General features: G+C 66.9%; 10 protein-coding genes. 7 read left to right on the forward strand and 3 right to left on the reverse strand.

Annotation, left to right across the window (positions count from 1 at the left end):
- Window positions 1-133 precede the first annotated feature (133 nt).
- The 5 genes from dnaK to NC4_RS33380 all read left to right on the forward strand — a co-directional run bounded on the left by dnaK (window position 134) and on the right by NC4_RS33380 (window position 5,834).
- Entirely contained in the window at window positions 134-1,972 is a 1,839-nt protein-coding gene (gene dnaK / locus NC4_RS33360) for a molecular chaperone DnaK (RefSeq protein ID WP_067546724.1), read from the forward strand.
- On the forward strand, window positions 1,969-2,598 hold the full coding sequence (gene grpE / locus NC4_RS33365; RefSeq protein WP_084530016.1) for a nucleotide exchange factor GrpE: 630 nt from the start codon (window positions 1,969-1,971) through the stop codon (window positions 2,596-2,598). The genes dnaK and grpE overlap by 4 nt, the downstream gene beginning before the upstream one ends.
- Window positions 2,599-2,658: 60 nt before the next feature.
- Complete coding sequence (dnaJ, locus tag NC4_RS33370; RefSeq protein ID WP_067546727.1) at window positions 2,659-3,834, forward strand: molecular chaperone DnaJ; 1,176 nt, start codon at window positions 2,659-2,661, stop codon at window positions 3,832-3,834.
- The gene (locus NC4_RS33375) at window positions 3,834-4,229 is read left to right on the forward strand and encodes a heat shock protein transcriptional repressor HspR (RefSeq protein ID WP_067546730.1); all 396 of its coding nucleotides are present in this window, start codon (window positions 3,834-3,836) and stop codon (window positions 4,227-4,229) included. The genes dnaJ and NC4_RS33375 overlap by 1 nt, the downstream gene beginning before the upstream one ends.
- A 435-nt stretch (window positions 4,230-4,664) precedes the next feature.
- Window positions 4,665-5,834 (forward strand): globin domain-containing protein, encoded by a 1,170-nt coding sequence (locus NC4_RS33380; RefSeq protein WP_067546733.1) that lies wholly within the window; start codon window positions 4,665-4,667, stop codon window positions 5,832-5,834.
- Window positions 5,835-5,846: 12 nt separating this feature from the next.
- Here NC4_RS33380 and NC4_RS33385 read toward each other — a convergent pair whose 3' ends face one another.
- The 3 genes from NC4_RS33385 to NC4_RS33395 all read right to left on the reverse strand — a co-directional run bounded on the left by NC4_RS33385 (window position 5,847) and on the right by NC4_RS33395 (window position 9,062).
- Window positions 5,847-6,566, reverse strand: a complete 720-nt coding sequence (locus NC4_RS33385; protein ID WP_067546873.1) for an FAD-binding oxidoreductase — start codon at window positions 6,564-6,566, stop codon at window positions 5,847-5,849.
- Window positions 6,567-6,789: 223 nt separating this feature from the next.
- Window positions 6,790-7,950: a globin domain-containing protein gene (locus NC4_RS33390; protein ID WP_067546736.1), complete on the reverse strand. Its 1,161-nt coding sequence runs from the start codon at window positions 7,948-7,950 to the stop codon at window positions 6,790-6,792.
- A gap of 134 nt (window positions 7,951-8,084) precedes the next feature.
- Complete coding sequence (locus NC4_RS33395; RefSeq protein WP_067546876.1) at window positions 8,085-9,062, reverse strand: NADP-dependent oxidoreductase; 978 nt, start codon at window positions 9,060-9,062, stop codon at window positions 8,085-8,087.
- A 306-nt stretch (window positions 9,063-9,368) separates the two neighbouring features.
- Between NC4_RS33395 and clpB the strand changes: the two genes are divergently transcribed.
- Together clpB and NC4_RS33405 are read left to right on the forward strand one after the other, a co-directional pair.
- Complete coding sequence (clpB, locus tag NC4_RS33400) at window positions 9,369-11,924, forward strand: ATP-dependent chaperone ClpB (RefSeq protein WP_067546739.1); 2,556 nt, start codon at window positions 9,369-9,371, stop codon at window positions 11,922-11,924.
- Window positions 11,925-11,994: 70 nt separating this feature from the next.
- Entirely contained in the window at window positions 11,995-12,801 is an 807-nt protein-coding gene (locus NC4_RS33405; protein WP_245722106.1) for a hypothetical protein, read from the forward strand.
- Window positions 12,802-12,803 lie beyond the last annotated feature (2 nt).

The following is a 12,803-nucleotide window of genomic DNA, read 5'->3' on the forward strand; positions in this document are numbered from 1 at the left end:
ATCAGACAAGGTTGAGCGAGTTCGACTCAAGTTCAGGTTGCACTCCGGGCGAACCGGAGGCAGGATTGAGCCGACCACGCTCAGTTGTTAGTTGCTGAGGACTGTGTAAGTACGTCAACCAGGAGGAATCACCATGGCTCGTGCGGTCGGTATCGACCTCGGGACCACGAACTCGGTCATCGCTGTTCTCGAAGGCGGTGAGCCGGTCGTCGTCGCCAACTCGGAAGGATCGCGCACCACGCCATCCGTTGTCGCATTCGCGAAGAACGGTGAGGTGCTCGTCGGTCAGCCCGCCAAGAACCAGGCCGTCACCAATGTCGACCGCACCATTCGGTCCGTCAAGCGCCATATGGGCGAGGACTGGTCGGTCGAGATCGACGGCAAGAAGTACACCCCGCAGGAGATCTCCGCGCGCACGCTCATGAAGCTGAAGCGCGATGCCGAGGCCTACCTGGGTGAAGAGATCACCGACGCCGTGATTACCGTCCCCGCCTACTTCGAGGACGCGCAGCGCCAGGCCACCAAGGAGGCCGGGCAGATCGCGGGCCTGAACGTGCTCCGCATCGTCAACGAGCCCACCGCGGCCGCGCTGGCCTACGGCCTGGACAAGGGTGACAAGGAACAGACCATCCTGGTCTTCGACCTCGGCGGCGGCACCTTCGACGTCTCGCTGCTGGAGATCGGCGAGGGCGTCGTCGAGGTTCGCGCCACCTCCGGTGACAACCACCTCGGTGGCGACGACTGGGACGAGCGCATCGTGCAGTGGCTGGTCGACAAGTTCAAGGGCACCTCGGGCATCGACCTGACCAAGGACAAGATGGCCATGCAGCGCCTGCGCGAGGCCGCCGAGAAGGCCAAGATCGAACTGTCGTCCTCGCAGTCGACCTCGATCAACCTGCCCTACATCACCGTCGACGCGGACAAGAACCCGCTGTTCCTCGACGAGCAGCTGACCCGCGCCGAGTTCCAGAAGATCACCTCCGATCTGCTGGACCGCACCCGCAAGCCGTTCCAGTCCGTCATCAAGGACGCGGGCATCTCGGTCGGCGATATCGACCACGTGGTGCTCGTCGGCGGCTCCACCCGTATGCCCGCCGTCTCCGACCTGGTCAAGGAACTGACCGGCGGCAAGGAGCCCAACAAGGGCGTGAACCCGGACGAGGTCGTCGCCATCGGCGCCGCCCTGCAGGCCGGTGTGCTCAAGGGTGAGGTCAAGGACGTCCTGCTGCTCGATGTCACCCCGCTGTCGCTGGGCATCGAGACCAAGGGCGGCGTGATGACCAAGCTCATCGAGCGCAACACCACCATTCCGACCAAGCGCTCGGAGACCTTCACCACGGCCGACGACAACCAGCCGTCCGTGCAGATCCAGGTCTACCAGGGCGAGCGCGAGATCGCCTCGCACAACAAGCTGCTCGGCTCCTTCGAGCTGACCGGCATCCCGCCGGCCCCGCGCGGCGTGCCGCAGATCGAGGTCACCTTCGACATCGACGCCAATGGCATCGTGCACGTCACCGCCAAGGACAAGGGCACCGGCAAGGAGAACACGATCAAGATCCAGGACGGCTCCGGCCTGTCCAAGGAGGAGATCGACCGCATGGTGAAGGACGCCGAGGCGCACGCGGCCGAGGACAAGGCGCGGCGCGAGGAGGCGGAGACCCGCAACCAGGCCGAATCGCTGGCGCATCAGACCGAGAAGTTCATCAAGGACAACGAGGACAAGGTCCCGGCCGAGGTCAAGACCAAGGTCGAGGCGGCCATCGCGGAGGCCAACGAGGCGCTCAAGGGCACCGATATCGCGGTCATCAAGACCGCGGTGGAGAAGCTCGCGACCGAATCGCAGGCGCTGGGCCAGGCCATCTACGAGGCCGCGGGCGCGGAGTCGGCTGCGCAGGGCAATGGCGCTGCCGCACCGGATTCCGATGACACCGTGGTCGACGCCGAGGTCGTCGAGGAGCCGGAGAAGAAGTGACGAACCCGAACCCGAACGAAGAGCCGGTCATCATCGACGATGTCGTTGATCCGCTCGCGGGTCAGGTTGGCGAGGCCGCGGCGGAGCAGTCTGCCGCGGCTTCGGCCGCGGATGACAGTGCCGTGAGCGAGGATTCGCTCGCCGACGCCATCAGCGCCGAACTCGCCGAGCGCACGTCCGACCTGCAGCGGCTGACCGCCGAATACGCCAACTACCGCCGCCGCGTCGAGCGCGACCGCCAGGCCACCATCGAGACGGCCAAGGCGTCGGTGGTCACCGAATTGCTCGGTGTCCTCGACGATCTCTACCGCGCCCGCGCGCACGGCGACCTGGAGACCGGACCGCTCAAGTCGGTCGCGGACAAGCTGGTCACCGCCCTGCAGAAGCAGGGCCTCGTGGAATTCGGCACGGAGGGCGAGCCTTTCGACCCGACCCTGCACGAGGCCGTACAGCACGAGGGCTCCGGACACGATCCGGTGATCGGCATGGTCATGCGCAAGGGCTACAAGTTCGGTGACCGCGTCCTACGCCACGCGCTGGTCGGCGTCACCGATGGGGTAGCGGATCTGAACGGCACCGCATCGGATACGACGAACGCCGCCACCGATGCCGCTGGTAACGAGTAACACCCCGCCGGTCCCCGACGGGACCGCGGCGCTGCGGAATTCGAGAGGAGGAGATGCCCGGTGAATCGGGAGTGGCTCGAGAAGGACTTCTACAAGGAGCTGGGCATTGCCTCCAGCGCCACCCAGGACGAGGTCAAGAAGGCCTACCGCAAGCTCGCCCGGGATCTGCATCCGGACAAGAATCCGGGGGATGCCAAGGCGGAGGAGCGATTCAAGGCCGTCAGCGAGGCGCACGCCGTGCTGTCGGATCCGGAGAAGCGCAAGGAGTACGACGAGGCCCGCCGCCTGTTCGCGAGCGGCGGCTTCGGCCGCGGCGGCTTCTCGCCGGGCGGCGGCTACGGCCAGCCCGGCGGCTTCTCCGGTGAATTCAACCTGGGCGACATCTTCGGCGGCGCCACCACGACCGCCGGGGACGGCGGTCTCGGCGATATTCTCGGCGGCCTGTTCAATCGCGGCGGCACCCGCACCTCGTCGCGCCCGCGGCGGGGCAGCGATGTGGAGACCGAGACCACCTTGGGCTTCCGCGAGGCTGCCCAGGGCGTGACGGTCCCGCTGCGCATGACCAGCCCGGCGGCCTGCACCACCTGCCACGGCAGTGGCGCCAAGCCGGGCACCAGTCCGCGAGTCTGCCCGCACTGCAATGGTTCCGGCGTGATCAGCCGCAATCAGGGCGCGTTCGGATTCAGCGAGCCGTGCGACGACTGCCGGGGCACCGGATCCATTATCGACGATCCGTGCACCGACTGCCGCGGCACCGGCATCCAGAATCGGACCCGGACCATTACCGTCCGCATTCCCCCGGGGGTGCGCGACGGGCAGCGGATCCGGTTGGCCGGGCAGGGCGAGGCGGGCCTGCGCGGCGCGCCGCCGGGCGATCTGTTCGTCACCGTTCATGTCAGCCAGGACAAGGTGTTCGGCTGCAATGGCGACGACCTGACCCTGGTGCTGCCGGTCAGCTACAGCGAATTGGTGCTGGGCACAACGGTTTTGGTGCCCACGCTGGACGGCCGCGTCGGCGTCAAGGTGCCCCCGGGCACCGCGGACGGTCGGACGCTGCGGGTGCGCGGGCGCGGTGTGCCCAAGCGCGGCGGCGGCGGTGCGGGCGATCTGCTCGTCACGGTGAAGGTCGCGATTCCGCAGAAGCTGGACGACAATGCCACCGAGACGCTGCGGCGTTATGCGGAGGCGGAGAAGGAAAGTGGCTTCGATCCGCGTGCTGGATGGGCAGGTGCGTGATGAGTTCCGATCCGAAAAAGACCGAGGCGCAGTACTTCCTGATCTCGGTGGCCGCGCAGCTGGCGGGCATGCACGCCCAGACGCTGCGCACCTATGACCGCCTGGACCTGGTCTCGCCGCAGCGTACGTCCGGCGGCGGGCGGCGCTACTCGGACCGGGATGTGGAACTGCTCCGCGAGGTGCAGCGGCTGTCCCAGGACGAGGGCGTCAATCTGGCGGGCATCAAACGGATCATCGAACTCACCAATCAGGTCGAGGAACTGCAGCACCGAGTCGCGGAGTTGACCGCCGAGGTGGAAAGACTCCGGTCGGGGTACCGCCCCGACCTGACTCCCGCCCCGCGTAGCACCGCACTGGTGGTGTGGCAGCCGCGCCATCGGCGGAACCCGCAGTAGGACTGGCGATAACGGGAAGGGTGCGGGGACAAGGTCCCCGCACCTTTTCTTTTCGGGTTAGGGTGGGGCGGAAATAAATACAGACCGGATGGTTGGGGAAATATTCCATTTGTCCTTGTGTGCCAGGGTAATTGGATCGCATGCGAAGTTGCGGTGAGGTCGCTGAGTTTCTGAGTCTTGCAAAACGGATCTCGCAAGATCGGCGAGTGAAAACCCGTGTCCGCCGGTGTGTTACAGGTGAACGGTCTGTTTTCAGGTGAAGAATCCTGCATCGTCCTCAATTTAAGGGAATTACAGGCGTGTTGTTGAAACGCCCCGTTCCGTTGCTGGCAAACCTCACCTACACTTGCTTGGCAACGGCTGCTGTCGAGTGTCCCGCAGCACGCACTCGCCGGTTCCGCCCGTGTTCGAGTGCGAAATGGGGTTGTGACACAAATGGATTCGCGGACCGTCGCATTGATAAGAACGACGTTCAAGGCGGTTGCTGCGGAGGAAGGCGGCCCGGAAAAACTCGCGCGCTCGTTCTACGCCATCCTCTTCACCGATTACCCGCAAGTACGGGACTTCTTCCCCGCCGCGCTCGATGCCCAGCGCGACCGCCTCGTGAAGGCCATCGCCTATGTGGTCGACCGGCTGGAGGAGCCGGACAAGCTGCTGCCGTTCCTCGCCCAGCTGGGCCGCGATCACCGCAAATACGGTGTGGTCGCCGAACACTATGCCGCCGTGGGGAAATCGCTGAAATCCGCCATGCAGGCCTACGCCGGGACCGAGATGTGGACCGACGAGGTCGACCGCGCCTGGGACGAGGGCCTCGGCGTCATCGCCTCCACCATGATCAGCGCCGCCGAACAGGAGGGCACCCCGCCGGTCTGGACCGGCACCGTCATCGAACACCGCGAGGTGCTGCGCAATCTCGCCATCGTGCGGCTACAGCTGGATCAGCCCATGCAGTACGCGGCCGGACAGTACATGAGCGTGCAGATCCCGTCCCGTCCGCGCATGTGGCGGTATCTCTCCCCGGCCATCCCGGCCAATGCCAGCGGCGAACTGGAATTCCATATTCGCGGCGTCACCGGCGGCTGGGTCAGCCCGGCCATGGTCGGGCACACCAGGGTCGGCGAGAAATGGCTCATCGGCTCACCGCTGGGCGGGCTGGGCGTCCCGCGCGATACCCGCCGCAAGATGCTCATGATCGGCTGCGGTACCGGTATCGCACCGCTGCGCGCCCAGCTCATGGCCATGACGGCGCGGCGCTCCAATCCCAAGGTGGATCTGTTCGTGGGCGGGCACTACCCGTGCGATCTCTACGATCTGGAAATCCTGAGCCAGCTGGCGCGCGCCAATAAATGGCTCACGGTCAATCCGGTCACCGAGAGCAATGAGAACCCCTGGTGGCATTTCGCGGATTCCGAAGAGCCCGGCGAACTTCCGGGACTACAGCCGCGCCGGGTGGGTCAGATCGGCAAGATCGTGGTCGGTTTCGGGCCGTGGGCGGATCTTGACGTGCAGATCGTCGGATCGCCCTCGATGGTGCAGACCACCAAGTTCCGGCTCATGGCCGCGGGCACCCCGACCCAGAACATCCGCCACGACCCGCTGTTCTAGCACCCTGCTGTTCTAAAACCCTTCGTAGCGTAGGTTTTCCCGCGGTGTACCCGTCGCGAGGAGCCGGTCCACGACGGCCTGCACCGGGCCGGAATTGCCGCACACCAGAATCTGCTGGTGATCGAAGGGCGCGAAGCGGCCGACCACCTCGGCGAGCGTACCCGGCAGCATCTCCTCCGGCTGGAACCCGACATTCACCTTGCACGCCTCGTACCAGGCGTCGGTGCGGACCGGATCCTGTTCGTCCGCCACCACCGGAAGCACGGTGAGCCAAGGGAATTGCTCGGTGAGCAGATACAGCATGTCCGCGGCGTACAGATCACGCGGATAGCGCCCGCCCAGGAACAGCGTGAGATTCGGCGGCGTGGCGCGCCGCGACAGATCCAGCAGCAGCGCGCGCAGCGGGGCCAGGCCGATGCCGTCGGCGATCATGACCACCTCGGTGGCGTCCTCGTCCACCGTCAGCCAGCCGCCCGGATTGCCGATCCGCCATTCGTCCCCGGCGCGGGTGTCCTCCACCAGCGATCCGCTGCAGAAGCCGCCCGGCACCGTGCGCACATGGAATTCCAGCTTGCCGTCCAGAGAGGGCGGCAGCGCGGAATACAAGCGCCGCACGATATTCGGATGCTGCGGCGTGCGCACCTCCATGGACTGCCCGGCCGAGAACGGCACGAACTCGCCGATCAGCCGGATCACCGCGAGATCCTCGCGCAGCCGGTGCGCGCCCACCACCGTCGCCGACCATTCCCCCTCGGCGGCGGACGGCCCGAACGGCGAGTTCGACCGGGCGGCCGGGACGCCGTCCGGCGGGGGCGTGTCCGGGGTGACGATGGGCAGCTCGTCGGTATCGGCGTAGGACGGCACCGCCTTGATGATCGGGAATTCGTCGGTATCGTCCGGGCCGCGCGTCAAAGCCAACTCCTGATCATCGAAATTCTCTGTGCCACAACGAAAGCTAGACCGGATCGGACATGATGTTCCGCTCCGGGGTGCCCACCGCGAGCAGTGCCCGCTTGGTATCGGCGATCATGCGCGCCGACCCGGCGATCTGGATCTGCCGGTCCGCCCAGGCGCCGAAACTGGCCACCACCGCGCCCAGGTTACCGATGAGCCGCCGACGCATGCCGAAGGGCGTCTCGGCGGGCGGGTACGGATGCCACCACGGGTTGGTTTCGTTCTCGCACACCGGAATCACCGTCAGCCACGGATTGCTCTGCGAGAGCTGCCACATGTTCTCCACATCGTAGAGATCGCAGGGATAGCGCCCGCCTATGAACAGGTGCACGCGCGGATTGATGCCGCGCCGCCCCATCTCGATCAGCTGGGCGCGAATCGGCGCGATGCCGGTGCCCGAGCTGATCATGAGCACATCCTTGCGGCTGCTCAGATCCACGTGCAGACCGCCCAGCGGGGCGGCGATCATCCACCGGTCGCCCACCTTGGTCTCGTTCACGATGGCCGGGCTCACCCAGCCGGTGCGCACCTTGCGCACATGGAACTCGATCTCCCCGTAGGGATTGGTGGGGATGGCCGGGGACAGATACCGCCACATCTTGGGCCGCTGCGGAATGGCGATGGGCACGTACTGCCCGGCCCCGTACGGAATGGGCGTGTCCGATTGCAGCCGGACAATGGCCAGATCGTCCACCACCCGCCGGTGCCCGACCACCGTCGCCTCCCAATACGGTTGCGACTTGTCGGAATTGGCGCCGATGGCCATGGACGCCGAGATGAGGATGGTGACATCGCGCCATCCGGCCTCCAATTGCCGGTTCCAGTGCCCGACCCCGTTGTAACTGCGGAATGCCGAGAGCAGCGCACGACCCGCGATGTCGTAGTGCGCCGCCTCCACGCCGTACTTGCGGTGATCACGCGCCAGCTGTTCCAGGAAGCGCTGCGCGCGATCCCAGTCCTCCAGATTGTCCAGGACGAACTGGATGGCGGTAACCAGGCGTTTCGCCTGCATGTCCATGGCGGAGGGGAACAGCTCCCGCAGGGCGGGAATCTCCGCGAAAAGGTGACCGTAGAACGCGCTGATCAGTCGTTCGGGCCCGTGCGGGGCCTCGACGACTGTCCGAAAGTTTGCGCGGACCAGCGCTGCCGAACGCGCATCCACGACGTCGAGCTTTCCTTCCTCTGCAACTACCCCGGACGGGCCTGGTTCCAGGCCGCCCTCCGCGTCAAGTATCCCTGAAAAAACCGTGGTCGCACGGATATAGCCAAGCTGGAGCCATTCATGTAACCAGAGGTTCAGATGACCAGCACGGTCTTGCCTCGCCCACCGGACGCGCCGATAACTTGCGGGGCGTCCGCGAGCGGCGAGGTGGCGTCGATGGGGACCACCAGATCGCCATTGCCGACATCGCGCAGCAGCTCCCGCAATTCGGCCGCACCGCCGTGGGATTCGAAGTTGCCGCCGGTTATCCCGCGCCGCGTCAGCTCGTCCTCGTCGGCCGACCACACGGTCGTGTAGGCCTTGCCGCCGTCCTTGACCAGGGTCAGGTTCTCGGCGAAGACCGGCGGCGGGCTGACCAGATCGAACAGCACGTCCACCCCGCCCGGCACGGTGATCCGCACCGAGTCCGCGACCGACAGCTCGGTGCTCTGCTGCCCGGTCAGCGCATCCCCGACCGGAATCCGCCCGTAGTTCACCACCTCGGCCGCGCCCAGCCGGAGCATGCGGTCGGTGGCATCGGGCCGCGCGGTGGCGATGACGTGCCCGCCCGCCAGCGTGGCCAGCTGCACCAGATACGACCCGACCCCGCCGGTCGCGCCGATCACCAGCACCGTCTGCCCGGAACCCACCCCGGCCGCATGCACCAGATCCAGCGCCGTGATCCCCGCGACCGGCAGCGCCGCCGCCTGGATGGCGGTGATCTCGTCGGGGACCTTGGCGATGGTGGTGTCGCGCGGCACCACGATGTACTCGGCGTAGGTGCCGTGCCCGATGGGCGGGGTGAGGAACTTGCCGACCACGCGCTGGCCGATATCGAAGTCGTTCACCCCGGAACCCACCGCCGAGACCGTGCCCGCGCCGTCGGTGCCGGGTATGAGCGGAAAGTCGTGCGGCAACTTGCCGTCCAGGATGCCGTCGATGATGCGTTTGTCGAACGGGTTGACCCCGGCCGCTTCGAGCTGGATCTGGATCTGCCCCGGCCCGGGTTCCGGGATCGGCATATCCGCCGATTCGGGCGTGCCGCCGAATTCTCGTACCACGATCGCGTGCATGAGGGCTCCGTTCTGTCCGGGAATCTGCAACTGATTTCGTAAGGTCCGGGTAACTCGTCGGGTACGTCCAAAATTGTTTTGGCGCTCAACCGCAGGCACGCGTGCAGGACCGTTAACGGCTCCCAGGCCGGGCGCTGAAGGCGCGGGGAGGCGGGACAGTGATGCGTCGACGAACTGGTCCCAGCGTAGCGTTGTCTGTGACCTTCGTCCCTCTGGTGCCGATGTCGAAAACTCGTCAGAATTGAGCGGAACAGACTCAACTATCGCCGCGTTGGACCGAGTAAACGACTAGTAGGAAAGGTGACAGTGGACTCGTTCAATCCCACCACCAAGACCCAGGCGGCCCTGACCGCCGCACTGCAGGCGGCCTCGGCGGCCGGGAATCCGGAGATCCGTCCGGCGCACTTGCTGGTGGCGTTGCTGGATCAGACCGACGGCATCGCCGCCCCGCTGTTGAAGGCCGTCGCGGTCGATCCGGCGACGGTCCGGCGCGAGGCCCAGGACATCGTTGACCGGCTGCCCCGCGCCAGTGGCGCGACCGCCACCCCGCAACTCGGGCGCGAGGCCCTGGCCGCCGTCACCGCGGCGCAGCGGCTCGCCACCGAGATGGGCGACGAATATGTCTCCACCGAGCACCTCATGGTCGGCCTGGCCGCCGGGGACTCGGATATTTCGCAGCTGCTGCTGAAATACGGCGCCACCGCGGACAATCTGCGCGAGGCGTTCACCGCCGTGCGCGGCAATACCCGCGTCACCACCGCCGATCCCGAGGGCAGCTATCAGGCCCTGGAGAAGTACTCCATCGATCTCACCGCCGCCGCCCGCGACGGCAAGCTGGATCCGGTCATCGGGCGCGACACCGAGATCCGGCGCGTGGTGCAGGTGCTGTCGCGGCGCACCAAGAACAATCCGGTGCTCATCGGCGAACCCGGCGTGGGCAAGACCGCCATCGTGGAGGGCCTCGCGCAGCGAATCATCGCGGGCGATGTCCCGGAATCGCTGCGCGGCAAGCGACTGGTCTCGCTCGATCTGGGCGCCATGGTCGCGGGCGCGAAGTACCGCGGCGAATTCGAGGAGCGGCTCAAGGCCGTGCTGGAGGAGATCAAATCCAGTGCGGGACAGATCATCACCTTCATCGACGAACTGCACACCATTGTCGGCGCGGGCGCGACCGGCGAATCCGCCATGGACGCCGGGAACATGATCAAGCCCATGCTGGCCCGCGGCGAGCTGCGCCTGGTCGGCGCGACCACGCTCGACGAATACCGCCAGCACATCGAGAAGGATCCGGCCCTGGAGCGCCGGTTCCAGCAGGTGCTGGTGGGCGAACCGTCGGTCGAGGACACCGTCGGCATCCTGCGCGGGCTCAAGGAGCGCTACGAGGTGCACCACGGCGTGCGCATCACCGACTCCGCGCTGGTCGCCGCGGCCACCCTGTCGGATCGCTACATCACCTCGCGATTCCTGCCGGACAAGGCCATCGACCTGGTCGACGAGTCGGCCTCGCGGCTGCGCATGGAAATCGATTCCCGCCCGGTCGAAATCGATCAGGTGGAACGCGCCGTGCGGCGGCTGGAGATCGAGGAGATGGCCCTCGCGAAGGAGACCGACGACGCCTCCAAGACGCGTCTGGAGAAGCTGCGCTCCGAACTCGCCGACGACCGCGAGAAGCTCAATCAGCTGATGACCCGCTGGCAGAACGAGAAGGCGGCCATCGATTCGGTGCGCGTGGTCAAGGAGGAGCTGGAGACGCTCAAGGGCGAATCCGATCGCGCCGAGCGCGATGGCGATCTGGGCAAGGCCGCCGAACTCCGGTACGGGCGAATCCCCAAGCTGGAGAAGGAACTCGCCGAAGCCGAGGCCAAGGCCAAGGGCGCGGCCGACGGCGACGTCATGCTCAAGGAGGAGGTCGGGCCCGACGATATCGCCGAGGTGGTGTCGGCCTGGACCGGCGTCCCCGTGGGCAAGATGATGGAGGGCGAGACCCAGAAACTGCTCCGCATGGAGGAGGAACTGGGCAAGCGCGTGGTCGGACAGGCCGAAGCGGTGCAGGCGGTTTCGGATGCGGTGCGCCGCGCCCGCGCCGGTGTCGCCGATCCGAACCGGCCGACCGGGTCGTTCATGTTCGTGGGCCCCACCGGCGTCGGCAAGACCGAGCTGGCGAAGGCCTTGGCGGACTTCCTGTTCGACGACGAGCGCGCCATGGTCCGCATCGATATGAGCGAGTACAGCGAGAAGCATTCGGTGGCTCGCCTGGTCGGTGCGCCCCCGGGCTACGTCGGCTACGACCAGGGCGGTCAGCTCACCGAGGCGGTGCGGCGGCGGCCGTACACGGTGGTGCTCTTCGACGAGATCGAGAAGGCCCACCCGGACGTCTTCGACATCCTGCTGCAGGTGCTCGACGAGGGACGGCTCACCGACAGTCAGGGCCGCACCGTCGATTTCCGCAACACCATCCTCATCCTGACCTCCAATCTGGGTGCGGGCGGCGACAAGGATTTCGTCATGAACTCGGTGCGCGCCGCGTTCAAGCCGGAATTCCTCAACCGCCTCGACGACGTGGTCATGTTCCACGCCCTGGACGAGGAGCAGCTGGAGACCATCGTCGACATCCAGCTGGACCAGCTCCAGAAGCGCCTCTCCCAGCGCCGCCTGAAGCTGGACGTCTCCGACTCGGCCCGCTTCTGGCTGGCCGTGCGTGGTTACGACCCGGCCTACGGCGCCCGCCCCCTGCGCCGCCTCATCCAGCAGTCCATCGGCGACACCCTCGCCAAGGAACTGCTGGCGGGCGAGGTCCAGGACGGCGACACGGTGAAGGTCAACGTCAGCTCCGACGGCGACCACCTCATCGTCGGCCGCTGAACCCGGCGAATCGCACACCGCGCGGTCGAGTTCTGCGCCGCGCGGTGTGGGGCCGCCTACCCTGGAGGCCATGACCAACCCCAGCGATCCATGGTCGCGGCGGCCCGACCCCCATCCGGTGGACGGGCCGACCGAGAAGGTCGACCGGGTCGGCGAGCCGGGTGGGCACACCTCCGAGCCCGGTGAGGCGTACGGGCCCACCGAGTACTACTCGGCGCCCACCGATTACTTCGCCCAGCCGCCCGGGCCCGATGCCACCCGCGTGATGCCGCCGCCCGACGCCGGGTGGGGCGCTTACGAGAGCGGCGGCGGGTACGCGCAGACGAGCAGCTACGAAACCCAGTACGCGCAGCCCGGCGCCTATGCACCGCCCGGTGCGGCCGGATATCCGGGGGCGCCCGGCTATCCGGGCGGGCCCGGTGGGCCGGGTGGCTATCAGCCCGGCTATCCGCCGCCGTCCGGTCCGCAGCCGCCGAAGCGCAACAAGAGCATGTGGGTCGTGGTCGGCGTGGCCGCGTTCGTGCTCGTCGCGCTGGGCGGCGTGATCGCGGGAGTGCTGCTGGCGAACAAGGATTCGTCGTCCGACACCGCCTCCTCGGGCCGGACCAGCACCACCAATCCCTTGCTGGTGCCCTCGCTGCCGGGGACCACCGGCGGCCAACTACCCAGCGGCATACCGCAGATTCCCGGCTTCGGCGATATCGAGGGCCTCGGCGCGGATATGGGCACCATCGCCAGCAATGACGGCAAGACGCTCACCATGACCACCCTGGCGGGCGATACCGTGACCGTGAAAACCGATGCGGACACCCAGGTGATCTCGCTGACCACCACCACGGTGGCCGATCTGAAGGTCGGCGAGATGGTGATGGTGTAGGG

This window comes from Nocardia crassostreae, assembly GCF_001613405.1.
Classification (GTDB): domain Bacteria; phylum Actinomycetota; class Actinomycetes; order Mycobacteriales; family Mycobacteriaceae; genus Nocardia; species Nocardia crassostreae.

Bases quoted from the DNA above. Each gene is read 5' to 3' on its own strand.
- NC4_RS33375 (WP_067546730.1), top strand. From the start codon at position 3,834: ATGAGTTCCGATCCGAAAAAGACCGAGGCGCAGTACTTCCTGATCTCG.
- dnaK (WP_067546724.1), top strand. From the start codon at position 134: ATGGCTCGTGCGGTCGGTATCGACCTCGGGACCACGAACTCGGTCATC.
- NC4_RS33395 (WP_067546876.1), bottom strand. From the start codon at position 9,062: ATGCACGCGATCGTGGTACGAGAATTCGGCGGCACGCCCGAATCGGCG.
- NC4_RS33380 (WP_067546733.1), top strand. From the start codon at position 4,665: ATGGATTCGCGGACCGTCGCATTGATAAGAACGACGTTCAAGGCGGTT.
- NC4_RS33405 (WP_245722106.1), top strand. From the start codon at position 11,995: ATGACCAACCCCAGCGATCCATGGTCGCGGCGGCCCGACCCCCATCCG.